25 protein-coding genes are annotated in these 26860 nt (G+C 70.6%); 13 read left to right on the top strand and 12 right to left on the bottom strand.

What is annotated here, in order from left to right:
* The 6 genes from ACGFW6_RS30580 to ACGFW6_RS30555 form a co-directional block, all read right to left on the bottom strand.
* A complete protein-coding gene (locus ACGFW6_RS30580) occupies window positions 1-579 on the bottom strand; it encodes a hypothetical protein (protein ID WP_393516876.1) in 579 nt (192 codons plus the stop codon).
* Between the two features lie 146 nt (window positions 580-725).
* A complete protein-coding gene (locus tag ACGFW6_RS30575; protein ID WP_393516874.1) occupies window positions 726-1487 on the bottom strand; it encodes a succinate dehydrogenase iron-sulfur subunit in 762 nt (253 codons plus the stop codon).
* Complete coding sequence (gene sdhA / locus ACGFW6_RS30570; RefSeq protein WP_393516871.1) at window positions 1487-3241, bottom strand: succinate dehydrogenase flavoprotein subunit; 1755 nt, start codon at window positions 3239-3241, stop codon at window positions 1487-1489. The genes ACGFW6_RS30575 and sdhA overlap by 1 nt, the downstream gene beginning before the upstream one ends.
* A gap of 22 nt (window positions 3242-3263) precedes the next feature.
* On the bottom strand, window positions 3264-3746 hold the full coding sequence (locus tag ACGFW6_RS30565; RefSeq protein WP_393516868.1) for a succinate dehydrogenase hydrophobic membrane anchor subunit: 483 nt from the start codon (window positions 3744-3746) through the stop codon (window positions 3264-3266).
* Between the two features lie 5 nt (window positions 3747-3751).
* Complete coding sequence (sdhC, locus tag ACGFW6_RS30560) at window positions 3752-4132, bottom strand: succinate dehydrogenase, cytochrome b556 subunit (RefSeq protein ID WP_380853109.1); 381 nt, start codon at window positions 4130-4132, stop codon at window positions 3752-3754.
* A 167-nt stretch (window positions 4133-4299) separates the two neighbouring features.
* A complete protein-coding gene (locus tag ACGFW6_RS30555; protein WP_393516864.1) occupies window positions 4300-4896 on the bottom strand; it encodes a 2-oxo-4-hydroxy-4-carboxy-5-ureidoimidazoline decarboxylase in 597 nt (198 codons plus the stop codon).
* 200 nt (window positions 4897-5096) lie between these two features.
* Here ACGFW6_RS30555 and ACGFW6_RS30550 point away from each other — a divergent pair, with 200 nt between their 5' ends.
* From ACGFW6_RS30550 to ACGFW6_RS30540, 3 genes are all read left to right on the top strand, one after another.
* On the top strand, window positions 5097-6716 hold the full coding sequence (locus ACGFW6_RS30550; protein WP_393517114.1) for a glycoside hydrolase family 20 protein: 1620 nt from the start codon (window positions 5097-5099) through the stop codon (window positions 6714-6716).
* A gap of 86 nt (window positions 6717-6802) precedes the next feature.
* Window positions 6803-7306, top strand: coding sequence for a hypothetical protein (locus tag ACGFW6_RS30545; protein ID WP_393516861.1), 504 nt, complete (start codon window positions 6803-6805; stop codon window positions 7304-7306).
* A gap of 117 nt (window positions 7307-7423) precedes the next feature.
* Complete coding sequence (locus tag ACGFW6_RS30540) at window positions 7424-8035, top strand: hypothetical protein (protein WP_393516858.1); 612 nt, start codon at window positions 7424-7426, stop codon at window positions 8033-8035.
* A gap of 22 nt (window positions 8036-8057) precedes the next feature.
* Here ACGFW6_RS30540 and ACGFW6_RS30535 read toward each other — a convergent pair whose 3' ends face one another.
* A complete protein-coding gene (locus tag ACGFW6_RS30535; RefSeq protein WP_393516855.1) occupies window positions 8058-8552 on the bottom strand; it encodes a DUF1877 family protein in 495 nt (164 codons plus the stop codon).
* A 166-nt stretch (window positions 8553-8718) separates the two neighbouring features.
* On the opposite strand from ACGFW6_RS30535, the gene ACGFW6_RS30530 reads away from it, so the two are divergent.
* Window positions 8719-9102: a hypothetical protein gene (locus ACGFW6_RS30530; protein WP_393516852.1), complete on the top strand. Its 384-nt coding sequence runs from the start codon at window positions 8719-8721 to the stop codon at window positions 9100-9102.
* Between the two features lie 81 nt (window positions 9103-9183).
* On the opposite strand, the gene ACGFW6_RS30525 is transcribed toward ACGFW6_RS30530, so the two are convergent.
* On the bottom strand, window positions 9184-11901 hold the full coding sequence (locus tag ACGFW6_RS30525) for an N-acetylmuramoyl-L-alanine amidase (protein WP_393516849.1): 2718 nt from the start codon (window positions 11899-11901) through the stop codon (window positions 9184-9186).
* Between the two features lie 184 nt (window positions 11902-12085).
* Window positions 12086-12976: a septum formation family protein gene (locus ACGFW6_RS30520; protein WP_393516846.1), complete on the bottom strand. Its 891-nt coding sequence runs from the start codon at window positions 12974-12976 to the stop codon at window positions 12086-12088.
* 265 nt (window positions 12977-13241) lie between these two features.
* Here ACGFW6_RS30520 and ACGFW6_RS30515 point away from each other — a divergent pair, with 265 nt between their 5' ends.
* The 4 genes from ACGFW6_RS30515 to ACGFW6_RS30500 all read left to right on the top strand — a co-directional run bounded on the left by ACGFW6_RS30515 (window position 13242) and on the right by ACGFW6_RS30500 (window position 17136).
* Window positions 13242-13859, top strand: a complete 618-nt coding sequence (locus ACGFW6_RS30515; RefSeq protein ID WP_393516843.1) for an RNA polymerase sigma factor — start codon at window positions 13242-13244, stop codon at window positions 13857-13859.
* Window positions 13860-14126: 267 nt separating this feature from the next.
* On the top strand, window positions 14127-14915 hold the full coding sequence (locus ACGFW6_RS30510; protein WP_393516840.1) for a hypothetical protein: 789 nt from the start codon (window positions 14127-14129) through the stop codon (window positions 14913-14915).
* 464 nt (window positions 14916-15379) lie between these two features.
* On the top strand, window positions 15380-16042 hold the full coding sequence (locus ACGFW6_RS30505; RefSeq protein WP_393517111.1) for an RNA polymerase sigma factor: 663 nt from the start codon (window positions 15380-15382) through the stop codon (window positions 16040-16042).
* Window positions 16042-17136, top strand: a complete 1095-nt coding sequence (locus ACGFW6_RS30500) for a hypothetical protein (RefSeq protein ID WP_393516837.1) — start codon at window positions 16042-16044, stop codon at window positions 17134-17136. Before ACGFW6_RS30505 ends, ACGFW6_RS30500 begins: the two co-directional genes overlap by 1 nt.
* Window positions 17137-17376: 240 nt before the next feature.
* Here ACGFW6_RS30500 and ACGFW6_RS30495 read toward each other — a convergent pair whose 3' ends face one another.
* Complete coding sequence (locus ACGFW6_RS30495) at window positions 17377-18234, bottom strand: L,D-transpeptidase family protein (protein WP_393516834.1); 858 nt, start codon at window positions 18232-18234, stop codon at window positions 17377-17379.
* Window positions 18235-18439: 205 nt separating this feature from the next.
* Between ACGFW6_RS30495 and ACGFW6_RS30490 the strand changes: the two genes are divergently transcribed.
* Both ACGFW6_RS30490 and leuE read left to right on the top strand, forming a co-directional pair.
* Window positions 18440-20020, top strand: coding sequence for a methylmalonyl-CoA mutase (locus tag ACGFW6_RS30490; RefSeq protein ID WP_393516831.1), 1581 nt, complete (start codon window positions 18440-18442; stop codon window positions 20018-20020).
* A gap of 49 nt (window positions 20021-20069) precedes the next feature.
* Window positions 20070-20717, top strand: coding sequence for a leucine efflux protein LeuE (leuE, locus tag ACGFW6_RS30485; RefSeq protein ID WP_393516828.1), 648 nt, complete (start codon window positions 20070-20072; stop codon window positions 20715-20717).
* 8 nt (window positions 20718-20725) lie between these two features.
* Here leuE and ACGFW6_RS30480 read toward each other — a convergent pair whose 3' ends face one another.
* Window positions 20726-22120 (bottom strand): FAD-dependent oxidoreductase, encoded by a 1395-nt coding sequence (locus tag ACGFW6_RS30480; protein WP_393517108.1) that lies wholly within the window; start codon window positions 22118-22120, stop codon window positions 20726-20728.
* Window positions 22121-22207: 87 nt separating this feature from the next.
* On the opposite strand from ACGFW6_RS30480, the gene ACGFW6_RS30475 reads away from it, so the two are divergent.
* The 3 genes from ACGFW6_RS30475 to ACGFW6_RS30465 all read left to right on the top strand — a co-directional run bounded on the left by ACGFW6_RS30475 (window position 22208) and on the right by ACGFW6_RS30465 (window position 25386).
* Window positions 22208-22858: a TetR/AcrR family transcriptional regulator gene (locus tag ACGFW6_RS30475; protein ID WP_393516825.1), complete on the top strand. Its 651-nt coding sequence runs from the start codon at window positions 22208-22210 to the stop codon at window positions 22856-22858.
* Window positions 22859-23062: 204 nt separating this feature from the next.
* A complete protein-coding gene (locus ACGFW6_RS30470; protein WP_393516822.1) occupies window positions 23063-24046 on the top strand; it encodes a glycosyltransferase family 2 protein in 984 nt (327 codons plus the stop codon).
* The gene (locus tag ACGFW6_RS30465; RefSeq protein ID WP_393516820.1) at window positions 24043-25386 is read left to right on the top strand and encodes an alpha-2,8-polysialyltransferase family protein; all 1344 of its coding nucleotides are present in this window, start codon (window positions 24043-24045) and stop codon (window positions 25384-25386) included. The genes ACGFW6_RS30470 and ACGFW6_RS30465 overlap by 4 nt, the downstream gene beginning before the upstream one ends.
* Before the next feature lie 168 nt (window positions 25387-25554).
* Here the strand turns inward: ACGFW6_RS30465 and ACGFW6_RS30460 are convergent, their stop codons facing one another.
* The gene (locus ACGFW6_RS30460; RefSeq protein WP_393516817.1) at window positions 25555-26706 is read right to left on the bottom strand and encodes an acyltransferase family protein; all 1152 of its coding nucleotides are present in this window, start codon (window positions 26704-26706) and stop codon (window positions 25555-25557) included.
* Window positions 26707-26860: the final 154 nt, after the last annotated feature.

The following is a 26860-nucleotide window of genomic DNA, read 5'->3' as shown; positions in this document are numbered from 1 at the left end:
TCAACTCATACCTCCATCAAGCGACTTGGGCTTCTCCGGCGATACCTCGAAGGTTTTGTGGAACAGTCGGTAGACCCACCATGCCTCGACTGCCGCGCTGGCCAGCGCGAGTCCGGCGGCGATCCAGCGCCAGATGGCCTGGTCGTCGTGAGGAGGAACCAGAGCGGTCGACACGGCAAGGATGAGCAGCATGGTGCCGGTGTTGAAGACGATCACGGCACGGCGGTTGCGTACTTTCCACTGGATGAAGTGTTCGGTTCGTCGCCGCAACGCCCTGCTGTGCCTCTGCTGATCATCCGTGTACCAGGCGTTGATCGTTTCCTGGTTGTACAAGTACTGCCGGGCATCTGCGCCGATCTGCATGCTCGCGATCAGCGCGATCGAAGCAGTCACGACGATCAGCAGGGTGAGCCCTGGCCACCGAAAATCGCCGGCGTCCACGACGATCACGCCGAGCAGGGTCAGGGACGCCCCCGCCAGCAGAGGCGCCGCCACCGTCTGTGTGGCGACCGAGGCTTCTGCATAGCCGAGCGGGTACGGAACTGCCGGACCTATGAGCGGCTCATTGCTCTTCTCCATGAACCGTCCCCCCACATCTGGGCAATGTGCCCGGAGTGTGACAGGCGGAGGAACTCATTCGGTAGATGTCGAAAACCGGCCAAAAACACCAGAGGGCCCCGTTCCCGAAGTGGTGGGAACAGGGCCCTGATGTGGACCTGGGAGGGTCAGAAGCGGCGGGTGATCAAGGCCTTCTTCACCTCGGCGATCGCCTTCGTGACCTCGATGCCGCGCGGGCAGGCGTCCGTGCAGTTGAAGGTCGTGCGGCAGCGCCAGACGCCGTCCTTGTCGTTCAGGATCTCCAGGCGCTGCTCACCCGCCTCGTCACGCGAGTCGAAGATGAAGCGGTGCGCGTTGACGATGGCGGCCGGGCCGAAGTACTGGCCGTCGTTCCAGAACACCGGGCACGAGGAGGTGCAGGCGGCGCACAGGATGCACTTCGTCGTGTCGTCGAAGCGCTCGCGGTCCTCCGCGGTCTGGAAGCGCTCGCGCGTCGGCTCGTTCGTGTCCTTCGTGATGAGGAAGGGCATGACGTCCCGGTACGCCTGGAAGAACGGCTCCATGTCGACCACGAGGTCCTTCAGGACCGTCAGGCCCTTGATGGGCTCGACCGTGATCGGCTTCTCGGGGTTGATGTCCTTGATGAGGGTCTTGCAGGCAAGACGGTTCTTGCCGTTGATCCTCATCGCGTCCGAGCCGCAGATGCCGTGGGCGCACGAGCGACGGAACGTCAGCGTGCCGTCGATGTCCCACTTGATCTTGTGGAGGCCGTCGAGGACACGCTCCTTGGGGTCGATCTCCAGCTCGAAGTCTTCCCACACAGCCTCTGCGGAGACTTCCGGGTTGAAACGGCGGACCCGGAACGTGACCGTGATGTACGGGGAGGCCGCGGACTCCGCCTCGACCTTGTCCATAACGGGGGTTGCCATCAGTACTTACGCTCCATCGGCTGGTAGCGGGTCTGGACGACCGGCTTGTAGTCGAGACGAATGGACTCCGTGCCGTCGTCGCCCACCTCGCGGTACGCCATGGTGTGGCGCATGAAGTTGACGTCGTCGCGGTTCGGGTAGTCCTCGCGGTAGTGACCGCCGCGGGACTCCTTGCGGGCCAGGGCGGACACGGCCATGACCTCGGCCAGGTCGAGCAGGTTGCCCAGCTCGATCGCCTCGAGGAGGTCGGTGTTGAACCGCTTGCCCTTGTCCTGGATCGCGACGTTCTTGTAGCGCTCGCGCAGCTCCGCGATCTTCTCGACCGCCGTCTTGATCGTCTGCTCCGTACGGAACACCATGACGTTGGCGTCCATGGTCTCCTGCAGCTCCTTGCGGAGGGTGGCCACCCGCTCGGTGCCGGTGGACGAACGCAGCTTCTCCACCTGGTCGACCACGAGCTCCGCCGGGTTCTCCGGCAGCTCGACGTAGTCCGCCTTCTGGCTGTACTCGGCGGCGGCGATACCCGCACGGCGGCCGAACACGTTGATGTCCAGCAGGGAGTTCGTGCCGAGGCGGTTCGCGCCGTGGACCGAGACGCAGGCGACCTCGCCGGCCGCGTACAGGCCCGGGACCACCGTGGTGTTGTCGAGAAGGACCTCACCCTCGACGTTCGTCGGGATGCCGCCCATGGCGTAGTGCGCGGTGGGCTGGATCGGGATCGGGTCCGTGTACGGCTCGATGCCCAGGTAGGTGCGCGCGAACTCGGTGATGTCCGGGAGCTTCGCGTCCAGCTGCTCCGGCGGGAGGTGGGTGAGGTCGAGGTAGACGTGGTCGCCCTCGGGACCGCAGCCGCGGCCCTCACGGATCTCCGTGTAGATGGAGCGCGAGACGACGTCACGGGACGCGAGGTCCTTCATGACCGGCGCGTACTTCTCCATGAAGCGCTCGCCGTCCTTGTTGCGGAGGATGCCGCCCTCACCACGGGCGCCCTCCGTCAGCAGGATGCCCATGCGCCAGATGCCGGTCGGGTGGAACTGGAAGAACTCCATGTCCTCCAGCGGCAGGCCGCGACGGTAGACCGCCGCCTGGCCGTCGCCGGTCAGCGTGTGCGCGTTCGACGTCACCTTGAAGAACTTGCCGGTGCCGCCGGACGCGTAGATCACGGCCTTGGCCTGGAAGACGTGGATCTCGCCGGTCGCCAGTTCGTAGGCGACCACACCGGCGGACTTCTTGACGCCGTCGACCTCGGTGATCAGCTGGTCCAGGACGTAGAACTCGTTGAAGAACTCCACGCCCTCCTTGACGCAGTTCTGGTACAGCGTCTGGAGGATCATGTGGCCGGTGCGGTCCGCCGCGTAGCAGGACCGGCGCACCGGCGCCTCGCCGTGGTTGCGGCTGTGACCGCCGAAGCGGCGCTGGTCGATGGTGCCGTTCGGGGTGCGGTTGAACGGCAGGCCCATCTTCTCCAGGTCGAGGACGGAGTCGATGGCCTCCTTCGCCAGGATCTCGGCGGCGTCCTGGTCGACCAGGTAGTCACCGCCCTTGACCGTGTCGAAGGTGTGCCACTCCCAGTTGTCCTCCTCCACGTTGGCCAGCGCCGCGGCCATGCCGCCCTGCGCGGCGCCCGTGTGGGAGCGGGTGGGGTAGAGCTTGGTCAGCACGGCGGTGCGGCTGCGCTTCGTGGACTCGATGGCCGCGCGCATGCCCGCGCCACCGGCGCCGACGATGACGGTGTCGTACTTGTGGATCTTCATGGTGGTTGCCTCAGCCCCGTGCCTAGCGGATGTTCGGGTCGAAGGTGAAGATCACCAGCGTGCCCAGCAGAATGGTGAACACCGTGGCGGTGTAGAGCAGGCCCTTGAGCCACAGCCGGGTGTTCGCGCGCTCCGCGTAGTCGTTGATGACCGTGCGCAGGCCGTTGGCGCCGTGCAGCATGGCGAGCCACAGCATCAGCAGGTCCCAGACCTGCCAGAACGGGGACGCCCAGCGGCCGGCCACGAAGGCGAAGCCGATCTTGGAGACGCCGCCGTCCAGCACGAGCTGGATCAGCAGGTGGCCGATGACCAGGACGACCAGGACGACGCCGGACAGGCGCATGAACAGCCAGGCGGCCATCTCGAAGTTGCCCCGGGTGGACTTCGGGGTCTTCTTCGTGCGCTTGCGCGGGGCCTCGATGTACGGGGCCGGGTTGTCGACGTTGTAGAGGGCCTCGCCCTCGACCGGGCCGATACCGGTGGCGGTCTTCTCAGTGGTGGACATGCGCGTCAGCTCCCGAACAGTTCCTGAGCGGCGTGGCCGAGGACGGGGTAGATCGCCCCGAGCATCAGCACCAGCCAGAGGCCGACGACGGACCAGAGCATCTGCTTCTGGTAGCGCGCGCCCTTCGACCAGAAGTCGACGGCGATGACACGCAGGCCGTTGAGCGCGTGGAACAGGATGGCGGCGACGAGGCCGTACTCCAGCAGCGCGACGATCGGCGTCTTGTACGTGGCTACGACCTTGTCGTAGTCCTCTGGGGAGACACGGACGAGGGCGGTGTCCAGCACGTGAACGAACAGGAAGAAGAAAATGAGGACGCCGGTGACTCGGTGAGCCACCCAGGACCACATTCCTTCCCGGCCGCGGTACAGCGTTCCAGCCGGCACGGAAGTTCCTCCGGGAGCGGGGATTGGGGCCGCGCCGGCTTGTGCTGTCGGTCGGGCCCGGCCGGGTACGGTCCACCGGCCCCCAGCATCGTAGCGACGGTTGCCTGCGGCGCTTACGGCGGGCCGGGGTATGTGATCAAAGTGGCACGCGGATGGGGTATTGGCGGCTAATGGGGTGGGATGTGCGGGCTGATCCCGGGTGCGGCGCCGTTGTGGCTTGTCGCGCCGTGCCCCGCGCCCCTCAGGGCGTTGACCAACCGGCCCTTTGCCAGGCGCCGTAGTTCCTCTGCCGCAACGACCCGTTCTTCCTCGGGATCGTTTGCCAATCGTGATCGAATGCCTGCCAAAACATGGTCCAGCGTCTCCGCTTGCGACAGGCCGTCGAGGCAGATAATGAAGGCATGCCCGAATTTAGCCTCATACGCGGCGGATGCGGCGCTCAGTGCCGTATGAGCCGCCGAGTAGGCGTCCTCCGGCAGGACAGGCAACGTTTCCCCCGCCAGTGCCTGTGCCAGGTCCCGCGGCGTCAGGTCGTACGCCGCCTCGTCGGACGCGGCCAGCAGGGAGCCGGTGTCGGGGTAGGGGCGGTGGTCCGCGATGCGGTCGGCCCAGCGACGGCTGTTCAGGCAGGTCAGGAGGGTCTGCCGGACCTCGTCGACGGGTGTGGTGTTGAAGCGCTCCAGCGCGTACGGGGACGGTGGAGTGCGCGTCTGCTCGGGCAGCGACGGTATGGCCACTCGGCCGGGGAGGTGTGTGGGCGTCACGTGGGTTTCGGCAGGGGAATTTGGGGGAGGAGTGGCGCCACGTTACCGAGTGTGGGCATGAGGTGTCCGACGGATGCCCGAATTTCAGCCGAACGGGAGAGTTTCGGAACGTGTGGTGGACGGCTGTGGATCTTCACAGGCCCTAGGTTGGCGCCGTGAGTCAGCACAAGCACAGGCGCCGGGCTCCGGCCAAGAGGGCGCTGAAGCAGACATGGGTCCTGATCGTCGCGGTGGTGGTCGTGACGGTCGCGGCCGGAGTGAGCCTCGGCCTCCTGGCATCGGGCGGCGACGGAGGATCGGCCGGATCCGAACAGGGGCGGTCGGCGCCGGGGACCTCCGAGGCCGCCGACTCCGGAGCCGCGGCCGCCCCGACGCCGTCGCCGACCCGGTCGTATCCGCTCTCCAAAGCGCCCCAGACGATCCCGGCCGTGCGCTCCCACACGGCGGCCCGCGGGCCGGGCTGGCGCCCCGCCGACGACAAGCGGGTCGTCGTGAGCGACGCGGAGCTCGCCGACGAGGGGCGGCTCATCGCCGGTGAGCTGGGGCTGACGTACGCCGGGCAGAAGAACGACGTGCGCGCCGGGGACGTACGGCTGGCGCTCAACGACGACGAGGGCGCGAACGCGGAGTCGTACACGATGACCGTGCGCGGCGGGCGCGTCGCGATCAGCGGGCCCGCAGAGGCCGGGGTCTTCTACGGGACCCGGACGCTGAAGCAGGAGGTGCACGACGGCGGTACGGCGCCGGAGGGCGTCGTGCGCGACGAGCCCGCCAAGCCGGTGCGCGGGTTCATGCTCGACATCGCCCGCAAGTACTTCACCGCGGGCTGGATCGAGGACCGGGTGCGCGAGCTGGGCGACCTGAAGTACAACCAGCTGGGCCTGCACTTCTCCGACGACCAGGGCTTCCGCATCGAGTCCACGTCGCATCCCGAGATCGTGTCCCAGCAGCACCTGACGAAGGCGCAGGTCCGGAAGATCGTCAAGCTGGCCCAGAGCCGGCACATCCAGATCGTGCCCGAGATCGACTCGCCGGGACATCTGGGAGCGGTCATCGCCGCGCACCCCGACCTCCAGCTGCGCAATGTGAACGGGGCCGCGACCCGGGGCGCCATCGACATCTCCAAGCCCGAGTCCGCCGAGATCGTCGACGACCTGCTGAACGAGTACGCCGGCCTCTTCCCCGGCGACCAGTGGCACCTCGGCGGCGACGAGTACCAGGCGCTGGTCGTCTCCGATCCCGAGGCGTCCTACCCGCAGCTGGCCTCGGCCGCCCGGGAGGCCTACGGCTCCGGCGGCACCGTCGCCGACCTCGCCACCGGCTGGCTCAACGACCGCTCCGACACCGTCCGCGCCCATGACCGCACCCCGCGGGCGTGGAACGACGGCTTCTTCCGCGACACCTCCGTCCAGCCGGACAAGGTGATCCAGGTGGCGTACTGGACGGGCAAGGAGATCGGGGCCCGCGAGCCGCTGGTGTACCTGCAGGCCGGACGGAAGGTCATCAACTACAACGACGAGTTCCTCTACTACGTGCTCGGAGAGCCGCAGACCTTCGTCTACCCGACCGGTGAGCGGATCTACGCGCAGTGGACGCCCCGGGTCCTGCGGGGGACGACGGCGGTGCCGGCCAAGTACGACCCCCAGATCCTCGGCGGGTCCTTCGCGGTCTGGTGCGACCTGGCGAACTCCCAGACGCAGGCCCAGGTGGCGGCCGGGATCCGGATGCCGCTGCGGGCGACGGTGCAGAAGCTCTGGGACCCGGGTAAGCCCTCATTGACCTGGGCCGAGTTCAGGGCGCTCGCGAACCGGCTGGACTGAGCCGGATTGGCCCATATGCCTGCGAACCCCTGTACGACTGTGGTGTATTCGGCCCGAGCCGAACCGATCAGCCAGGGGGAACCGGGATGGGCTACTGGGGGTACTTCGTCGTGGGCCGCGGGGCGCGGCCGCTGGCGGAGCTGGACGCGCTGGCCGGCGCCGAGGGGATGGCGTTACGCGCCGAGGCGCCGGACGGCTGGCAGGTGTGGGAGTACCCGAGCGGGGACGGCGAGGTCGGCAACATGAACGACCTCGCCCGTGAGACCGGGGCGCCCGCGCTCTTCGGCTACGTCATGGACAGCGCGACGGTGGCCGTGGAGGCGGCGGCGCCGGAGAGCGGAGCGTGGACGACCTGCCTCGCGCGGGCCGCGATGGCCGGCTACATCGGCGCCTCGGACGAGGGGCTCACGCTGGAGGACTACTTCCTCGAACCCCCCGACGCCGCCGAACGGGCCGTCGCCTGGGCCGCCGAGGCCGGGCACGAGGTGAACGCCGAGTCGGTGGTCGACGTACTCACCGCCGAGGCGGATCCCTTGGCCGAAAACCTGTTCTTCCGGCTGCTCGACCGGCTCGGCGTCGTGCCGCTGTGACACTCCCGGGTCGTCGCACGCAGTAAGGGGAGGTGCGGGCTCCGTTAGGGACGGTGCCTGCCAGGGGCCTGTGCGGGGACCCCGACCCTCTTAACCGACCCGCTATGGGAGGCGTGGATGAGCCTGGTGGAACTGATCGCTCAGGCCGACGAACGCGGACTGGCCGCCAGCGGGTTGGCTTGTTTGGATCGATGCGTGCCGCTGCTCGGCGGGGACGACGAGGCGCTGCGGCCGCTGTGGGCGAACCTGGCGAGCGGCGGGGACCCCGCCGAGTGGGGCGAGTTGCTGGAGCAGGTGCGCGGGAAGCTGGGCGTCGCGGAGGTCGTGGACGACACGGACCTCGAGGACGAGGCCGCGCTGCTCGCCCGGCGGATGCTGGCCGCCGCCCCCGCCGTACGGTCCGCCGCCGAGGCGCGGATCTGGGCCGACGCCTGCTCCGTCGCCTCCCTTCAGATACACCGGCTGCTCGACCCGGCCGAGGGCGACAGCGCCTCCGCCGACGTCCCGACCGAGGCCCTGGACTCCGTACGGGCGGGCGGGGCGCCCGGCGCGAGCCGGCCGGAGGGCATGTCGCCGCTGGTGGCCGCCGAACTGCGCCGTCAGGTCAGCGTCCTGGAGCTCCTCGCCGGACACGGTGCCGGCGGTCTGCGCCGGGCCCTGGAGGTGTCGACCGAGGGGCGGCGGGTGCTGCGTGCCGTCGTGTCGCGGCGGGCCAGGGGGCGCGGCTGACCGGCCGGCCGCCCCGGCGCTCTCAGATCATCAGCCACTTCACCACTGCGTCCCCGTACTCGGCGGTCTGCTCGTAGAAATCGGTCAGGTCGCGGTGCGTCGCCGCGAACATGCCGCGCACCTCGGGCTCCGCCTCCGACACGTCGTACGGCCGCAGCAGTTGCGGGCGCGCGTCGCGCCACAGGCCGTCGAAGTCGGCTCTCTTGAGGTATCCGGCGACCCCGCCCACCTGTGACGCGGTGAGCAGCAGGAACGGCGGCAGGGCCGGATCGTTGTGGAAGACCGGGCGGCCGCCGAGCACCACGTTGGTGCGGGGGCCTTCCGATGCGTGGTTCGGGGGGACGCCGCAGTAGAGGAGTTCGACGTCGCCGTACAGCTTGTCGAGCACCTCCTCGCGATGGCGGCCGATCCGCTCCCGGACGGTGTCCCAGTCGTCCTCGAACAGACGCTGGAACCAGGGGGCGCTGTTGCGCAGTGCCGGGGGCGGTACCGCGCGCAGATGGAAGTACATGCTCATCAGTGACTGGAGCGCACGGGAGCGGCGAAGCGTCACTCCCGGCCAAACCTGATTCCTGGGGGAGTCCTGTGACTGTCTTCGGAGCGAGGTGGGGCGGTCCTGCGCCGGTCCGGGGAATCCGGCGGATCCGGGTGACGAATCGCAGGTCGAACACGCTCTGAAGGATGTGACGACTCAAGCGGAGACCAGGCCCGCAGCCGCGACCAAGCCGGTGCGGTGGGCGGCGGACGCGGTGGCGACGATGCGTGAGGGAGCGCGGCTGCGACTCGACTACTCGGAGCAGAGCCTGTGGCGGGTCGACCGGATGATCGAGAGCCTGCGCAGCGAGGGCACGCCGTACGCCGCCGTGGAGAACACACTGCGCGGGTTCGGCGCGTACGCCGGTGAGGTGATCGCCCGTCAGACCGGCGCCGAGTGGTGGACGACCGGCGGGGACCACTGGATCCGGACGCCCGACGGGCGGATGTGGGACCCGGTCGACGAGGCGCGGCGGTGCTTCGCGGGCGACGGGTCGCTGCGGCTGCTGTGCCGGGACGCCACGCGGCGGTAGGCGGCCGGACCGGACACGAACCGGCCGGGACCCCGTGAATGGGCGGGGTCCCGGCCGGTTCGGACGGTTTCTCCGGTGCCGCTACGGGGTCAGCGTCTGGCCAAGATGGGCGTCCGTCGGGGTGCCCAGAGCCGTCTTGCTGTGGATGACGGCCTCGGTGTAGCCGAGCCCCGTGCTGTTGCTCGGGAGGTACAGCACGATGCCGTCCGTGCCGTCCTCGCCCTCGGCGCCGAGCGTCAGGTCCGCCCGCCCGTAGCCCGAGAGGTCCGTCAGCGAGACGGCGGAGCCGAACAGGTCGCCGCTCTCCGCCGTGCCGGCGACGCCGGTCGTGTCCTGCGAGACGCGGATCGAGCCGGTGCCGGTCAGGCCGGTCGAGGTGCCCTTGGCCAGCAGCACGTCACCGGCGTTGGACTGGTTCACGCCGCCGCGCGGGAAGTCCTCGCCGGGGACGCCGGCCAGGGCGTCGGCGTAACCGTCGGCGTTGTAGTCGCCGACCGAGACGGAGGCGCCGAACAGGTCGCCGGACTCGTTGCCGCCGGCGACGTTCGCGGTGTCCTGGTGGATCGTCGTCATGCCGGTCGTGGTGAAGCCGGTCGAGGTGCCGGGGACCATGGTGATCTGGCCTCCCGAGAGGCCGCCCGACTCCGACGCGACGGGCTGCCCGATGACGATGTCGTCGTAGCCGTTGCCGTTGACGTCGCCCGCGGCGAGGGAACGGCCGCCCTTGACGGAGATCACGCCGGCCTTGGTCAGACCGGTCGCCGAGCCCGCGAACCGGACCACACGGCCGATGCCGCCGGTGTCGCGGTAGTTGAGGGCGACGTCGCCGTAGCCGTCCCGGTTGAAGTCGCCGGTCGCGGCGTCCAGGTAGGCGACGGCGCCGGTCGCCGTGGTGAGCGTGCCCGAGGCGGTCGCGCCGCCGGTCAGCCGCGCGTTCCAGTTGCCGCCCCGGCCGGTGCCGGCCGCGAACACGTCCGCCTTGCCGTCGCCGTTGAAGTCGCCGACGGCGACCGTCGAGCCGAGCTTGGCGCCGGTGGCGGTGACGCTGCCCGACGTGGTGTACGAGAAGCCGGTGTTCAGGGCCGGGCCGTACATGACGACGACCTGGCCCCGGTCGGCGTGGCCGCTGGTGTCGTCCTCGCCGGGCGTGCCGATCGCGAGGTCGGCGTAGCCGTCGCCGTTGACGTCGCCCCATGCGGTGGCGGCGCCGAAGTTGTCGCCGGACTCGTGGGAGCCGGGGACGCCGGTGCTGTTCTGGGTGAGGGTCCGCCGGGCCGCGGGGACCGGGCCGTCGAGGCCGCCCGGGACGACGGTGAGGGTGCCGCCGCCGCTCAGCGCGCGGGGCGTGCCGGCGACCAGGTCGGCGATGCCGTCACGGTTGACGTCGGAGGTGGCCAGGGCGTGCGAGATGCCCGGGGTCTTCGCGGTCTGGGCGATCCGGGTGAGCTTGGGGTAGAGGTTCGCGCCGGGGCAGGCCGTGGAGTTGGTGTCCCGGTGGCCGAAGACACGCGGCAGGGTGACCGACTGTCCCATCGGGATCTTGTTGCCGTCGACGCCCTGGTCCACGCCGGACGTCAGGGTGACCTTGCCGGTCGGGTCGATGCCGTACATGCCGAACTTCCAGGCCACGATCCGCGCGATGGCGTCCAGCCCGGCGCGGCTGGGCCTGGCCGACTCGAAGTTGCCGATGTAGGAGATGCCGACGGTGTCGGTGTTGAACCCGACGTCGTGCGCACCCCGCACCGGCAGGTCCATGCCGCCGCTGCGGCCCTCGAAGATCTGGCCGCACCTGTCGACGACGAAGTTGTAGCCGATGTCGAAGTAGCCGCGGGAGAAGTGCTCCTGCTGGATCGTGCGCATCCGGGCCCTGGACTCGCCGCAGGACAGCTTGTTGTCGCTGTCGACGCCGGTGTGGTGGACGACGGCGGCCTTGATCTCGGTGCCGTACTCCGGGGTGCCGTCGTAGTCCGTGGACGCGCCCCACTCGGCCTGCGTGATGACGGGCGGCCTGACGACCGTCGAAGGGCGGGGAGCGGGAACCGTGGGGGTGGGGGAGGCGGTCGGGGACGCGGACCCGGTGGGCGTCCCGGTGGCCGTCGGCGTGTCCGTGGACGTGGCCGTCGCGGTGGGCGTCGCCGTCTCCGAGGGGGTGGCCGTCTCCGTCGGGGTGGCCGTCTCCGTCGGGACGGGCGTGTCCGTCGGGACGGGGGTGTCCGTCGCCGGGGCGGTGGTCTCCTCCGCGGCGAACGCTGCGGGGCGTATGCCGCCCTTGGGGTCCGTGCCCGGGTCGAGCAGCTTGACGTCCATGCCGGCGGGCTGGCCGGCGGCCTCGGTGCCGTCGGCGCCCACGAGCCGGACCTCGATGCCGTCGGAGTCGCCGGTCCACACCGACTCGGTGCCCCCGCGCAGGGCCGCGCGCTCGCCCTCCGCCCCGTCCGCCTGGCCCGGTTCGACGGCGACCTTCTGCCAGCCGGACCACTCGCCGGTCTCGATGTCCCGGGTGCGCACCTCGGGCGTGCCCTTGGCCTTCGCCTCGGGGTCGGTCCAGGTCAGCACGACCGCGCTGAAGCGGTCGGTGTCCTGCTCGGCCAGGCCCTTGCGGCCCGACCCGCGGTCCTTGAGCTTCAGCGTGTGGATCGACGGTGCCCGGTTCTCCGGCTTGGCGTCGGCCGGCGCGGACGGCTCCGCGATGGCATACGTCACGACGCCGGCGCCGCTCAGTACGACGGCCCCCACCGTCAGCCACGCACGTCTCTTGAGGCTGAGCGGTTTGTACGCATGGGTCCTGCGAGGACTCAACTGTCCCACCCCTAGTAAATGGTCACGGCTGCATCACCTGTCACACAGGTGGCACATACAGCCAGCGCACAGACGGCAGGATCTGTCACTCACGGGGCGAGTTTTGCGGGAACAATGTCATTTACCGTCAAAAAGCGCGCGGGGACGGGCCCTTGACGGACCCGGCCCCGCTTGGTGCCGGGCGTCAGCCCGCCCAGACCTCGGCGTCCTCGGCCGGCACGGTGGTGGCCAGGCTCAGCTCCTTGCGGGCGGCGACCGTCTTGCCCGGGTCGATGCCGGTGAAGGCGGCGTCGTAGGCGATGTAGAACGCGTCGGCGTCGCCGGCGTTCGCGGCCTTCCGCCAGGAGGCGGCGGTCTTCGTCAGCTGGTCGCGCAGCTTGCCGACCTCGGTGCCGTCGATGCCCTTCAGGCCCTTGAGGTGCGTGTCGAGGGCGTCGGCGACGGCCTTGGCCTGCGCCTTGTAACCGGGCAGGTCCTCCTCGACGGTGTCCTTCTCGGGCTGGGTCGCCCACAGGGCGTCGTAGACGCCGTTCGCACCGGTCAGGTAGGTGGTCTGCTCCGGCTTCAGGGACTTGGCGTCGGGGTTCAGCTCGCCGCTGAAGGTGCCCGACTCCTTGGTGTAGGTGCAGCTGACGGCACGGTCGCCCGTCGCCCAGCTCTCCGCGGTCGGGGTGTAGTAGAAGATCGAGACGCCCTTGGGCAGCGCCCAGGTGTCCGGGGCGAACTTGCCCGCCTCGACCGGGCACCGCTCGTCGGCGATCGCCGAGATCGCGTCGTCGCCGGGGTACGCCTTCCCCTCGGTGATCGAGAACTCACCGGCGACTTGGCCGGCGTGCGCCTCGGCGCAGGGCACGATCTCCACCGTGTAGGCGGTGCCCTCACCCTTGCTGTTCGGGTTGTAGCAGTCCCCGATGTCCAGCGAGTACACCGAGCGCTGACGGGCCACCTTCTTGGCGCCGTCCTTGGCGCTGTCGACGGCGTCCGAGACGTCCGAACACCCCACCGCACCGATCGCGAGCAAGGCAACTACGGCAGATATGCCGCGAAGAGAACGATAAGGGGCAGCGATGGCCATGACGTGTACATCCTCTTAAGTGATCTTTATGGGGGGTGCGCCGCATCGTATGCCATCCCTGTGACATGGCTGTGCGATGGCCCCTGTCCCGCCACGGCGTCTCTGACTCGCGACGGGCCGCAAGGGTTGTAGTCCGGCCGCCGGTGGGTGGGCCCTGTGACACTTCCGTGAGCTCGGGCGCTGTTGTGCGTGGAGGGACGTGGGCAAGGGTGGCCGCGCCGCGAGGCGCGGATTCGCCACGAACCGGTACGGACGAGGACAGTTCTTGGGCCAGGGAGGAGAACCCCGCCGCGTGCGCGCGCACGACGGGGAATTGGGCGCGGCCGTCGCGCGGGCCCAGGAAGGCGACGAGGCGGCGTTCGCGGTCGCGTACCGGCTCGTACAGCCGGCACTGCTCGGGTTCCTGCGCGGGCTGGTCGGGGACGACGCGGAGGACGTGGCGTCCGACGCCTGGCTGGAGATCGCCCGCGACCTCGGGCGCTTCAAGGGCGACGGGGCCGGGTTCCGGGGCTGGAGCGCGACCATCGCGCGGCACCGGGCGCTGGACCATCTGCGCCGGCAGAAGGTACGGCCCCGGGCGTCGGCCCTGGAGCAGGACGTACTGGAGCTGCCCGGTACGCACAGCACGCACGACCAGGCGCTGGAGTCGATCTCCACGGAGCGCGCCCTGGAGCTGGTCGGCGGGCTGCCGCGGGACCAGGCCGAGGCGGTGCTGCTGCGGGTGGTCGTCGGCCTCGACGCCCCGGCCGCGGCACGCGTCCTGGGCAAACGCCCGGGGGCGGTCCGCACGGCCGCGTACCGGGGGCTGAAGCGTCTGGCCAAGCAGCTGGGCGTTCAAGGTGTGACGGATGACGGCCCCCGGACGCTGGGGGAATCGAAATGAACAGTGCGGGTGACGACGGCGGCAGGGCGACTGTCCCGCCGACCAGCCGTCGCTGACCGGTCGACGAACGGGCGCGTGAGTCGTACGGGGCCTGACGTACGTACAGGCTCTACGGACTCGTAAGTCACAGCTGTCACATTGATTACGTAGGCCACAGGGGTCCTGGGGACCGCCTGGGCCGAAGAGCCAGAGGGGTCGGACGGGACGTGTGCGACACGCACGCCCCGCAGGTCGATCGAGTGAGTCGGACAGGGACGGAAAACGGACATGGGTGAACAGCAGAACGGCGGTGGGGCCCTGGGCCGTCGGCGTGCGCACCCTGGCGGCATCGCATCCGGCCACGGCCACGGACACGAACCCCGCAACGGCTTCGGATCCGCCACCGGCACGGCGTTCGACGACGCGGCCCTCGAAGCCCTCCTCTCCGCCGCCATGTTGCGGGGGCACCGTCCGGACGCCGAAGGCGAACAGCGCGCGGTGGCCGCGTTCCGGGCCGCCCGGGACGAGGGCGTGCACCGGGCCCGCACCCGGCGCCGTGACGACTGGCGGCCCCGCGAACGCCGGTGGCCCGCCTTCTCGGTGAAGACCACGCTCTCCGTGTTCGTCGCGAGCCTCACCCTCGGCGGTGCCGCGTTCGCCGCGATCGGCACGGCCGGCTTCTCGGACGACTCCGCCGGTGACAACAGCAGGCCCGCTCCGGCCGGCAGCGCCCCCGACCGTCCGGCCGCGGAACCGTCGGGCGCCGGCTCGGCCGGGCCCGGCCATCCGGCCACGGCCGAGGACACCGAGGCCAAGTGCCGCGCCTACGACCAGGTCAAGGACACCGGCAAGGCCCTGGACGCGACGGCCTGGCAACGGCTCGTCGCGGCGGCCGGCGGCGCGGACAAGGTGAATGCGTACTGCGCCGAGCAGTTGGCGGAGGAGAAGAACGTGCCGACCGGGAGGGCCGCCGAGCCGACCGGCAAGGCCGAAGGCGGCCCCGCCGCCGGCAACAGCCAGAGCCGCACCGGGAACGAGAACGAGAACGCCGGCAAGGGTGCCGGGAAGAAGGACTGACCCGGCCGCTCAGTGCCCTGGGCCATGGCCCGTCCGTGGCCGCGAGGCCGATCGAGTGTGAGGGCCCGGGCCGTCCCGGGCCGTCTCGGCTGCCCCGGGGCCGGAGAAATGACCCTCGGACACGCACCGAGGCAACGGCCGGGGCCGCCACCCCCCACAGGAGAGGCCCCGGCCGTCGCGCGGCACGGGCCGCGCGGCGGCCCGTACCTTCTACAGCGCCATGACTGCGTTTTCTGTCACACCCGGGCCGTCACATTCGCGGATTCCCGGGTAGTTGCATGTTGTACGGACATGGACGAGCAGCGGTTTCAGGCCGTAACGTGCCTTTCGCGCCGACGGCGGAGGAGACAAGGCCACCGCAGGACCAGCGGTCTTGGTACCGCGACCATCAGTTGACCAACGACAACGGCGAGAACCCGGTCCGCGAGAGCGGCGCCGGCTCAGGCGCAGAAGGGCGCGCACCAGTGCTGGGGGACGACGCGGAGCTGACCGCCGCGGTGCTTGCGGCACAGGACGGGGACGAGACCGCGTTCCGGACTGTGTACCGCTCCGTGCACCCGCGGCTGCTCGGGTACGTGCGGACGCTGGTCGGTGAGCCGGACGCCGAGGACGTCGCCTCGGAGTCGTGGTTGCAGATAGCGCGTGACCTGGAGCGGTTCAGCGGGGACGCGGACCGGTTCCGCGGCTGGGCGGCCCGGATAGCCCGCAACCGCGCCCTCGACCACATACGCATGCGCGGCCGCCGCCCCGCGATCGGCGGCGACGAGACGGAACTGACGGGGAAGGCCGCCGAGTCCGACACGGCGGGCGAGGCCATGGAGGCCCTGGCCACGGACGGCACTCTCTCCCTCATCGCGCGGCTGCCGCAGGACCAGGCCGAGGCCGTCGTGCTCCGCGTGGTCGTGGGACTCGACGCCAAGACGGCCGCGGAGACGCTCGGCAAGCGTCCGGGCGCCGTACGGACCGCCGCGCACCGGGGCCTGAAGCGGCTCGCCGAGCTGCTCGGCGACGATCCGGAATCGGCCGGGGTGCTCGACGCCCTGCCTCCCCAGCGAGAACCGCGCGGCCGTGCGGTGACGTCCGCGAGTGTGACGCATACGCGCTCGCGGACGCAGAAGGATGTGTGATGGCCGACGAGCAGTACAGGTGGCTGGACCGCGAAACGGCGGAGCGACTGCTGCGCGGAGAGGCCCTCGAAGCTGTCGACGCGGCCGACCGCGACCAGGCCGAACGCCTCGCCAAGACGCTTGAGGCGATGACCGCCGAACCCCCGCTGACCAGCGACGAACTCCCCGGAGAGGCCGCCGCGCTGGCCGCTTTCCGCGCGGCGCGCGAGCGCCGGGACACCGACTCCGCGACCGCCGGCGACAGCCCCGGCCGGCCGGCTTCCGAGGCCGCCGACGTCGGGCTCGTCCAGCTCGGCGGCCCGGCCCGCGCCGTCCGTCGCCCCCGTTGGGCGCGTCCGGTGCGGCTCGGGCTCGCTGCCGCGCTGGCCGTCGGCATGGTCGGTGGAGTCGCGGTCGCGGCCGGAACCGGAGTCCTGCCGACGCCGTTCGACCGCGACGAGCCGGCCCGTCCGGCCGCCACGGTCTCCGCGCCCGTACCCACGGAACACCCGCTCATCTCGCCCTCCCCGCCGACCGGTGGCGGCAAGGAGGCCACGCCCGACGGCGGCTCCGAGCCGCCGACGGTGTCCGGCGCTCCCGAGCACACGGTGGACCCCGGCGGCCCGGCCGCGGGTGACGACTCCGCCTCCAAGGGCGGGGCGAAGCCCGGCGGCTGGTGGCAGGCCGTCACGTCCTACTGCCGTGACGTACGCGACGGCAGGCCACTGCCCGTGGACCGCCGCCGCACCCTGGAGGGCGCCGCCGGCAGTTCCGCCCGTGTGTGGAAGTACTGCAAGAACGTCCTCGCCGGCGCCGGCGAGAGCACCCGCTCCCCGCGCGACGGGGGCGAGGACGAGGGCGACGACAAGGGCCACGGCAAGGGCGACGACGACCAGGACAAGGACAGCGGCAGAGGTCACGACAAGGGCAGGGGCAACGGCAGAGGTCACGAGGTGGACCGCGGCGGCGACGGCCACTCCCGTGGTCACCGCGACGGCCGCCCCGGGTCCGGCGCCGCGCGCACCACGTCCGCCGTGACCGGCTTCCTCTCGGACCGCCCCCTGCCGCCGGCCACCCCCGCGCTCCCGACGCCCGGCTCCGTCCGCGCCCTCTGAGCAGGGCGTACGCCCGAGCCTCTCCGAGCGCACGCCGCTGACCTGCGGTTTTGTGAACCCGGAAAAATTCTTCGGCGCAGGAGTGACATTTTCGGCCGCCACGGCGCTGAACTGAGTGAGCCGACTGGTCATCGGCCTAGCACAGAGCCGGGGTTCCCCCCGTACCTACGGCTCGTGCATCGGCGCGGGCGGGACACGTTCCCCCGGTCCCGCCCGCGCCCCATACTCCGCCTCCGTGCCTCACCAGTGGACGACGACCTTGTCGCCGTTGCGCACCTCGGTGAACATCTGCGCGATGGCCCGCTCGTCACTCACGTTCACACAGCCGTGCGAGGCTCCCGCGTACCCCCTGGCCGCGAAGTCGGACGAGTAGTGCACCGCCTGGCCGCCGCTGAAGAACATCGCGTACGGCATGGGGGAGTCATAGAGCGTCGACACATGGTTCCGTGACTTCCAGTAGACGGTGAACACGCCTTCCCGCGTCGGCGTGTACTGCGAGCCGAACCGCACCGGTACCTCCACGACCGTGTGCCCGTCGATCATCCAGCGCAGCGTGCGGCTCGACTTGCTGATGCACAGCACCCGCCCGGTCAGGCACCGCGCGTCCGGCTCGTCGGCCGGCTGACCGCCCATCAGATACAGGTCCCACATGCCGGGTTCGCGCGTCATGCTCACCAGCCGCTCCCAGGTGACCTGGTCGGTGCTGCCGGTCTCGGGCAGCCCGCGCTTGCCCTGGAAGCCCTTGACCGCCTGCTCGGTGAGATCGTCGTAGGTCCCGGTCGGCCCGTCGAAGAGCCAGGCCACCTGCCGCAGCCGTGCCTGGAGTTCGCGCACGTCGCGGCCGGTGTCGCCCGGCCGCCACAGCACGACGGGCGCCGCGGCCGCCGGTGCCGAGGGCGGCTTGTCGTCGGGCGCCGCCGACTTGGGGGACGGTGTGCCGCTCGGCAGCTCTATGTGCACCGGCGAGTGCCGCTGCCCGTCGTCGGATGCCTGCACGGTGCAGCCGCAGAGCACGGTGAGTGTGGCGCCCGCGGCCAGCACCGCGGTGGTTCTGCCCCTACGTCTGGTACGCACCTTCCCGGTATCCCCGATACGCATCCTCGCCATGCCCCTGATACGCATCCGACCCCCCTGTGTCTCATCGCGACCCCCCGACCGGCCGCTCGACATCACCCGAGATGTTCCCCTCGCGTGACCGGTCGCGAACTACGCGGCATGGTGGGAGACGGAGTGGGACCCGGAGGCCACCGCCCCGGTGGGGGTGTACTGGCAGCGAACGGACACTGCAACGCGGAGGCACACCATGGCGCGCGAGTCGGAGTCGGGACTGCCCATCGAGCCGGTCTACGGGCCGGGCGCGCTGACCGGCTGGGACCCGGCCGAACAGCTGGGCGAGCCGGGCTCGTACCCCTACACCCGCGGCGTGTACCCCACGATGTACACCGGCCGCCCCTGGACCATGCGCCAGTACGCCGGCTTCGGCACGGCGACGGAGTCCAACGCCCGCTACCGCGACCTGATCGCGCACGGCACGATGGGCCTGTCGGTCGCCTTCGACCTGCCCACCCAGATGGGTCACGACTCCGACGCCCCGATCGCGCACGGCGAGGTCGGCAAGGTGGGTGTGGCCATCGACTCGATCGACGACATGCGGGTGCTGTTCGGCGGGATCCCGCTGGACAAGGTGTCGACGTCGATGACGATCAACGCGCCGGCCGCGCTGCTGCTCCTGCTGTACCAGCTGGTCGCGGAGGAGCAGGGCGTCACGGCGGACCGGCTGACCGGCACGATCCAGAACGACGTGCTGAAGGAGTACATCGCACGCGGCACGTACATCTTCCCGCCGAAGCCGTCCCTGCGGCTGATCGCCGACATCTTCAAGTACTGCAGGGCCGAGATCCCGAAGTGGAACACGATCTCGATCTCCGGCTACCACATGGCCGAGGCCGGGGCGAGCCCGGCGCAGGAGATCGCCTTCACGCTCGCGGACGGCATCGAGTACGTGCGCACCGCCGTCGCGGCCGGCATGGACGTCGACGACTTCGCACCGCGGCTGTCCTTCTTCTTCGTGGCCCGTACGACGATCCTGGAGGAGGTCGCCAAGTTCCGTGCCGCCCGCCGTATCTGGGCGCGGGTGATGCGCGACGAGTTCGGCGCGCGTGACCCGAAGTCCCTGATGCTGCGCTTCCACACCCAGACCGCCGGTGTGCAGCTCACGGCCCAGCAGCCGGAGGTGAACCTGGTGCGGGTGGCGGTGCAGGGCCTCGCGGCGGTCCTCGGCGGCACCCAGTCCCTGCACACGAACTCCTTCGACGAGGCCATCGCGCTGCCCACGGACAAGTCGGCGCGCCTGGCCCTGCGCACCCAGCAGGTGCTGGCCCACGAGACCGATGTGACGGCGACCGTCGACCCGTTCGCCGGCTCCTACGCCGTCGAGCGGATGACGGACGACGTGGAGCGGGCGGCCGTGGATCTGATGCGGCGGGTCGAGGACCTCGGCGGCGCGGTCGCGGCCATCGAGCACGGCTTCCAGAAGGGCGAGATCGAGCGCAGCGCGTACCGGATCGCCCAGGAGACCGACTCCGGCGAGCGGGTGGTCGTCGGGGTCAACCGCTTCCAGCTGGACGAGGAGGAGCCCTATGAGCCCCTCCGGGTCGACCCCGCCATCGAGGCCCGGCAGGCCGAGCGCCTCGCGCGCCTGCGCGCCGAGCGCGACGGGCGGGCGGTGGAGGCGGCCCTGACCGCCCTGCGGAAGGCCGCCGAGGGCGAGGACAACGTCCTGTACCCGATGAAGGAGGCGCTACGGGCCAGGGCGACCGTGGGCGAGGTGTGCAACGCGCTGCGGGAGGTGTGGGGGACGTACGTCCCGTCGGACGTCTTCTGACGTGAGACGCCTGGGCGGAATGTCGGAGCCCCGTGCGACACTCCCCCTCATGTTCGGTGTCATCGATCTCCCCACCTATCTGGCCGGTCTCGTCCTGATCGTCCTGCTGCCCGGCCCCAACTCGCTCTACGTGCTGTCCGTCGCCGCCCGCCGGGGCGTGCGGGCCGGCTACACCGCCGCGGCCGGGGTGTGGTGCGGGGACACCGTGCTGATGACGCTGTCCGCCGCCGGAGTCGCCTCGCTGCTGCAGGCGAACGCCGTGCTGTTCGGGATCGTGAAGTACGCCGGGGCCGGGTATCTGACCTGGCTGGCGATCGGGATGCTGCGGGCCGCGTGGGCGATGTGGCGGACCCGGCGGGAGAAGGCCGTCGAGGAGACCTCGGACGCCGGCACCCACGAGCGGCCCTTCCGCCGTGCCTTCGTCGTCAGTCTCCTCAACCCCAAGGCGATCCTGTTCTTCGTCGCCTTCTTCGTGCAGTTCGTCGACCCCGGATACGCCTACCCGGCGCTGTCCTTCGTCGTCCTCGGGGCCTTCGCCCAGGCCGCGAGCTTCCTGTACCTCACCGCGCTGATCTTCAGCGGCACCCGGCTTGCGAGTGCCTTCCGCCGGCGCAAGCGCCTGTCGGCGGGCGCGACCTCGGCGGCCGGCGCGCTGTTCCTCGGCTTCGCGGTGAAGCTGTCGCTCGCCAGCTCCTGACCGCAGGACTACAGGCCGGCGCGCGCCAGGTACCTCGGCAGTCCGTCGCCCGTGTCGCCGGCCCAGCCCACATAGCCGTCCGGCCGCACCAGGAACAGGCCCGTCCCGTAAGACTCCTGCGCCGGGCCGCGGACCACGGCGACCGAGCCGGGCGGCTCCGGTGCCTCCGCCCCGACCGCCACCAGCGTCCAGTGCGGACCCCGGAAGGCGTCGAAGAGGCGTACGCCGCCCAGCGTGCCGTCCGGTGCGCGGTCGCCCGCCCGCAGGGCCGCCGGGGCCCGCCGGGTCTCCGCCGTCAGGCTCGACTCCCGGTACCCGAGGCCCAGCTGACGCGTCGCCTTTCCGCGGCGCACCTCGCCCCGGTGCACGCTGGTCGACAGTCCGAGCATGTCCGCGGCGATGGGGCGACGTTCCTCCTCGTACGTCGCCAGCAGGGCCTCGTCCGCCCCGTCCCGCAGGACCGCGCCCAGCTTCCACCCCAGGTTGTAGGCGTCCTGCACGCTGGTGTTGAGCCCTTGCCCGCCGGCCGGCGAGTGCACGTGCGCGGCGTCCCCGGCGAGGAACACCCGCCCGTCGCGGAACCGGTCCGCGAGGGCGGCCCGGGGGCGGAAGTCCGAGGCCCACCGCACCTCGGTCACGTCCTCCGGCGCCAGGTGCGAGCGCGCGGCGACGAGCTTGCGGATGCCCTCCAGGGAGAGGTCCACCGCGGTGCCGTCCGGGAACTGGGCGGCGACCTGGAAGTCCTCGGTGCCCGCGAGCGGGCAGATCGCCAGGTAGCCGTCGTCCGCGCGGGGCGGGAAGATGTGCCAGTTGTCGCGGTCCAGGCCGGTGATCCTGACGTCCGCGACCAGCGCCGGATTCGGGTCGACCGTCTCGCCGGCCATGCCGATGCCGAGGGCCCGCCGCACCACCGAGCGGCCGCCGTCGGCGGCGACGGCATAGCGGGCGCGCACGCGGCCGCCCGTCGTGAAGCGGACCGTCACCCCGTCCTCGTCCTGCTCGATCCCGACCGCCTCCAGACCGAAGGCGACCCTCCCGCCGAGTTCCTCCAGCCGTTCGAACAGGATGCGCTGCGTCCGCCACTGCGGGACCATCCACGGCTCGTCGTACGGGGAGTCCTCGCTCGCCTCGGCGGGGTCGAACATGTGGTGCTCGCCGACCCGCCGCCCGTCCTGCCAGATCATCCCGACCGGGTAGGTGCCGCCCGCCGCGCGGATCGCGTCGAGCACGCCCAGGTCGTCGAAGACCTCCATCGTGCGCGGCTGGATGCCCTTGCCGCGGGAGCCCGGGAACAGTTCCCCGGACCGCTCCACGACCAGCGCGTCCACGCCCCGCCGGGCGAGGTCGATGGCGAGGGTGAGCCCCGTCGGGCCCGCGCCCACGATCAGTACGTCCGCAGACATAACGTCGGTGTTCATGCCATTCCCCCCTTAACGTTGTTAAGTGCCTTCCGCTATGAGCGTGCCCTTAACGCCGTTAAGCTGTCAAGCGTGACTACGGAACGACGAGCCCCGCTCGACCGCAGGCGCGTCGCGGACACCGCCCTCGCGCTGCTGAACGAGGCCGGCCTGGACGGGCTGACCCTGCGCGCCATCGCCAAGGAGCTCGACGTCAAGGCGCCGGCCCTGTATTGGCACTTCAAGGACAAGCAGGCGCTGCTCGACGAGATGGCCACGGAGATGTACCGCCGCATGATCGCCGGCACGCCCCTGGATCCCGGCGACACCTGGCAGGAACGGCTGCTCAAGGCGAACCGCGGACTGCGCTCGGCGCTGCTCGGCTACCGCGACGGCGCCAAGGTCTTCAGCGGCTCACGCTTCACGGGCGCGGTGCACGCCGAGCAGATGGAGGACACCCTGCGCCTCTTCACGGCCGCGGGCTTCGCGCTGGCCGACGCGGTCCGGGCGACCTCGACGACGTACCTCTACACCCTCGGTTTCGTCACCGAGGAACAGGGCGTCGAGCCGCTGCCGGGGGAGCGCCGAGAGGGCTACGACATCGACGAGCGTGCCCGTCTGATGGCCGACTTCCCGTTGGCGGCCCAGGCGGGCGCGGAGATCTTCGCGGACTACGAACGGCACTTCGAGGAAGGGCTGGCCCTCGTGATCGCCGGGATCGAGGCGCGGTACGGGGTCCGGTGAGAGCCTGCGGGCACCCGTATTCGTCGAACCGATCGATGGTCGCGCCGATGGGGACGTGTGTGCGGCGCCGCATCGTTGATTCTCGAAAAAGGAGGGCGGGCCGTTACTTTTCGTTCACCTGATGGCCGCCGAGGAGACAATGTCCGGCGTCGAACGTCTCCTACGGTCGCAGGGATCCGCCCCGGAGAGAGCCCAGGTGTACGCGTGACCAACCCCCCGACACTGTCCGTGATCGTCCCCTGCTACAACATCGAGTCGTACGTACCCGAGACGGTGACCAGCCTGGTCAACAACGAACGGGACGACTTCGAGTTCATCTTCGTCGAGGACCGGTCCACCAAGGACAAGACGTACGAAGCGCTGCTGACGCTGACGAAGAGACTGAAGAACAGCAGGGTGATACGGCACGAGAAGAACGGCGGACTGGCCACCGCGCGCAACACCGGCATCGACGCCTCGGAAGGCCGCTACCTCACCTTCCTCGACGGCGACGACTGGCTGGCTCCGGGCTACCTCGCGGATCTGACGGACGCCATCGAGCGCCTCGACGTCGATTTCGTACGCACCGACCACGTCCAGGTCACCGGAATCGAACGGACCGTGCACCGGGCCCCCGAGGGCCGCCGGCACATCGCCCTCGACCCGCGCACCTCGATCCTCCCCGTCGACGACACCACCATGGTCGACTACCCCTACGCCTGGGCCGGCGTCTACCACCGCCGCCTCCTCGACAAGGGCATGCTGCGCTTCCACGACGGCCTGAAGACCGCCGAGGACCGCCCCTGGATCTGGGACCTGCACCGCAGGGCCGACTCCTACGCGGTCGCCAGCCTGCGCGGTGTCTTCTACCGCCGGGGCGTGGCCAGTTCGCTGACCCAGATCGGCGATGTGCGCCAGCTGGACTTCTTCCGCTCCTTCGACCTGGTCCTCGCCGAACTCGCCGACGACCCCGAGGTGGGCAAGCTGCGCAAGAAGGCGCTGCGCAACTACTGCGTCGTCATCGCCCACCAACTGCTCAGCCGCGGCCGATTCGAACGCAGCATCGCCGCCCGCCTGAAGCAGATGGCCGCCGAGGCGCTGGGCAGGATGTCGGAGGACGAGCTGGAGGAAGCCCTCGTCGGGATGGGCGAGGAGCGCGTGTACATGCTGCGCCGGATACGGGGTGGCATGAAGGGAGTGGCGGCATGATCCAGATCTTCTTCTCGGCCACGCAGTACGCGGCCGCGACGGTCACCGCCGCCCTACGCGCCGGGCAGTTCGGCCCGCGCGAGGGCGTCCGCCGCATCCTCGTCGTCAGCAACACCGCCGCGATCCCCGAGGTCGGCACCCCGCTGGACCGGATGGCCGGCTTCGAGAAGCTGCGCCCCGAGTTCGACGAGGTGCGCTCCTGGAACGAGTTCATCTCCCCGCACCACCCGGCCGGCTGGTCGCCCCGGGGCCAGGACACCCTGCTGTGGGAGAAGGCCGTACGCCTCGCCTGGAACCTGGGCGACGAGCCCGTCGAGATCGCCTGTGAGTCGATCCAGGCCAACCCCTCGCGCGCGGTCGCGGACATCTTCGCGGACAGCCCGATCCACGTGTACGCGGACGGCCTGATGAGCTACGGCCCCACCCGCAACCGCATCCCGCACGGCATGAGCAGCCGCATCAAGCGCGTCCTGCACCTGGACCTGGTGCCCGGTCTGACGCCCATGCTGCTGTCCGAGTACGGCGTCACGCCCGAGGCCGTCCCGAACGAGGCCATCGTCGACGTCCTCGCGCAGATCGGCGAGTCCGGCGCCGGCATCCTCGCGGAGCGCCTCCCGGCCGACAACCCGCCCACCGCCGTCCTCCTCGGCCAGTACCTCTCGGCCATCGAGCTGATCAGCCAGGACGAGGAGGAGCAGCTGCACATCCGCATGCTGCGCGCCGCCGCCCGGGCCGGTCACCAGGACGTGCTGTTCAAGCCCCACCCGAGTGCGCCGGCCGTCTTCAACGAGTCCCTGGAGGCGGTCGCCGCCGAACTCGGCGTCAACCTCACGGTGCTCAACGAGCCGGTCCTCGCCGAGACGGTCTTCGCCTTCCTGAAGCCGAAGCTCGTCATCGGCTGCTTCTCCACCGCGCTGATGACCGCCGCCGCCTTCTACGGCATCCCGGTCGCCCGGGTCGGCACGGACATGCTCCTCGAACGCATCACGCCGTACGAGAACAGCAACCGCATCCCGCTGACCATCATCGACGCGGCGCTGCCCGACGCGGAGAACGCCGAGATCGGCGCCCCGCTCGAACTCGCCGGCATGGCCGAGGAGCTGGCACCGCTGGTGCGCAGCGTCGGCTACTGCATGCAGTCCCGCAAGCACCACGGCGTGCGCGACGAGGTCACCGCCTGGCTCGGCGCCAACCTGGCCCGCTACCAGCACTACTTCAAGCGCCGCCGCCTCACCAGCCTGCGCCTGCCCGGCGGCAGCCCGGTCCGCGCGGAGGCCCTGCGCCGCCACCCGGCGGTCCGCAGAGCGGTACGACAGCTGCGGCAGACGACGCGGAAGTAACGGACGGTCCCGAAAAGTGTGTGGCGCCTCTCCCCGACAGGGGAGGGGCGCCGTTCGTGTGTGGGTGGGGTGGGAGGCGCGCAGCGCCCCGCCCCACCAGAGGCGCGGAGAGCTGCGTGACCAGCCCCCACCGACCCGCGGCGGAACTCGGCCCGCCGGGTCCAGCGGCTAGCGCAGCCGCACCGCCGGCAGCGCCCGCTTCAGCCGGGGCCCGAACGGCTTCTCCACGAACCGGTGCATCAGATACGCCAGCGTCAGCAGACTCAGCACGGACAGCGCCAGCGTCGCGTAGGACCCGAGCCCCAGCCCCCGGTGCAGCACCCGGATGAAGAACCAGCCCAGGTGCTCGTGGATCAGATAGAAGGGGTACGTCAGCGCGCCCGCCAGCGTCAGCCAGTTCCAGTTGGCCCAGCGCGTCCAGCCCAGCGCCACCACGGCGACGGCGGCGAAGGCACAGAAGACGATGGCCTGGATGACCAGCGGGTTGCGGTGGAACTCGCCCTGCGCGCCCGGGTGCCACAGCGCCATGACCGAGTAGCGCTGCCCCAGCAGGAAGGACATGCCGACGATGCCCCACAGCAGCAGGTCGCTGCCGAAGCGGTAGATCAGGTACAGCGCGAGACCCCCGATGAAGAACGGGGCGTGGTCGCGCATCACCAGCTCGTCGGTGAGCGGGTTGTCGGCGACCCGGGCGAACGCGCCGGCCAGCGTCCACAGGATGCAGAAGGTGACGACCCGCTTGTAGGTGACGCCCTTCCAGATCACGAACAGGGCGAAGAGCACGTAGAACTTCAGCTCCACCCAGAGCGTCCAGCACACGCCCAGGACCCGCGGCACGCCCAGCGGCTGCTGCATCATCGTGAGGTTGACCAGGAGCTCGTCCGGCCGGACCGGGTGGACGACCACCGGCAGCAGCACCGCGGCGCCGGTGACCATGACGATGGCCACCCAGTACGCCGGGTAGAGGCGGGAGATCCGGGAGCGGAAGAAGTCGCCGAGGGTACGGCCCCAGCTGCTCATGCAGATCACGAACCCGCTGATGACGAAGAAGAACTGCACGCCCAGGCTGCCGTAGGTGGACAGCTGCGACAGCGTCGGGAACATCGCCCCGGGGGACTGGTGCCAGGAGGTGGCGACCTCGCCGTTCTTGCCGGTGAAGTGATACATGCACACCATCAGCGCGGCCAGCAGCCGCAGCCCGTCCAGGGCGCGCAGCCGGTGCTCGCGCTTGGGCCGGACGGGCACCGGCTCGGCGAGGACCTGGTTCAGCCTGGGTGCCGCCGGCACCGGCGGTGCCGTGGCCTGGTCAGCCGCGCTCATCCTGGGGCCCTTCTCCTGGGAGTCTCGAGGTGCGTTCAGTCGTACGTGATGGACGGTGCCATTTCATACGACGACCGAACGCTATGTCCCTCGGACGGGTGAAAGGTGAGTGACGGCTGACGCTCAGGGAGCGCAAAGGTGTCACACGGATGAA

This window comes from Streptomyces sp. Y7, from assembly GCF_043195415.1.
Classification (GTDB): domain Bacteria; phylum Actinomycetota; class Actinomycetes; order Streptomycetales; family Streptomycetaceae; genus Streptomyces.
Note: the sequence above shows the minus strand (reverse complement) of the source record. Positions and strands in the feature narration are given on the sequence as shown.

Excerpts from the sequence above, each read along its gene's own strand:
- ACGFW6_RS30580 (WP_393516876.1), bottom strand. The coding sequence starts at position 579 with ATGGAGAAGAGCAATGAGCCGCTCATAGGTCCGGCAGTTCCGTACCCG.
- ACGFW6_RS30575 (WP_393516874.1), bottom strand. The coding sequence starts at position 1,487 with ATGGCAACCCCCGTTATGGACAAGGTCGAGGCGGAGTCCGCGGCCTCC.
- sdhA (WP_393516871.1), bottom strand. The coding sequence starts at position 3,241 with ATGAAGATCCACAAGTACGACACCGTCATCGTCGGCGCCGGTGGCGCG.
- ACGFW6_RS30565 (WP_393516868.1), bottom strand. The coding sequence starts at position 3,746 with ATGTCCACCACTGAGAAGACCGCCACCGGTATCGGCCCGGTCGAGGGC.
- ACGFW6_RS30545 (WP_393516861.1), top strand. The coding sequence starts at position 6,803 with ATGGGCTACTGGGGGTACTTCGTCGTGGGCCGCGGGGCGCGGCCGCTG.
- ACGFW6_RS30540 (WP_393516858.1), top strand. The coding sequence starts at position 7,424 with ATGAGCCTGGTGGAACTGATCGCTCAGGCCGACGAACGCGGACTGGCC.
- ACGFW6_RS30535 (WP_393516855.1), bottom strand. The coding sequence starts at position 8,552 with ATGAGCATGTACTTCCATCTGCGCGCGGTACCGCCCCCGGCACTGCGC.
- ACGFW6_RS30520 (WP_393516846.1), bottom strand. The coding sequence starts at position 12,976 with ATGGCCATCGCTGCCCCTTATCGTTCTCTTCGCGGCATATCTGCCGTA.
- ACGFW6_RS30510 (WP_393516840.1), top strand. The coding sequence starts at position 14,127 with ATGGGTGAACAGCAGAACGGCGGTGGGGCCCTGGGCCGTCGGCGTGCG.
- ACGFW6_RS30500 (WP_393516837.1), top strand. The coding sequence starts at position 16,042 with ATGGCCGACGAGCAGTACAGGTGGCTGGACCGCGAAACGGCGGAGCGA.
- ACGFW6_RS30495 (WP_393516834.1), bottom strand. The coding sequence starts at position 18,234 with ATGCGTATCGGGGATACCGGGAAGGTGCGTACCAGACGTAGGGGCAGA.
- ACGFW6_RS30490 (WP_393516831.1), top strand. The coding sequence starts at position 18,440 with ATGGCGCGCGAGTCGGAGTCGGGACTGCCCATCGAGCCGGTCTACGGG.
- leuE (WP_393516828.1), top strand. The coding sequence starts at position 20,070 with ATGTTCGGTGTCATCGATCTCCCCACCTATCTGGCCGGTCTCGTCCTG.
- ACGFW6_RS30480 (WP_393517108.1), bottom strand. The coding sequence starts at position 22,120 with ATGTCTGCGGACGTACTGATCGTGGGCGCGGGCCCGACGGGGCTCACC.
- ACGFW6_RS30465 (WP_393516820.1), top strand. The coding sequence starts at position 24,043 with ATGATCCAGATCTTCTTCTCGGCCACGCAGTACGCGGCCGCGACGGTC.
- ACGFW6_RS30460 (WP_393516817.1), bottom strand. The coding sequence starts at position 26,706 with ATGAGCGCGGCTGACCAGGCCACGGCACCGCCGGTGCCGGCGGCACCC.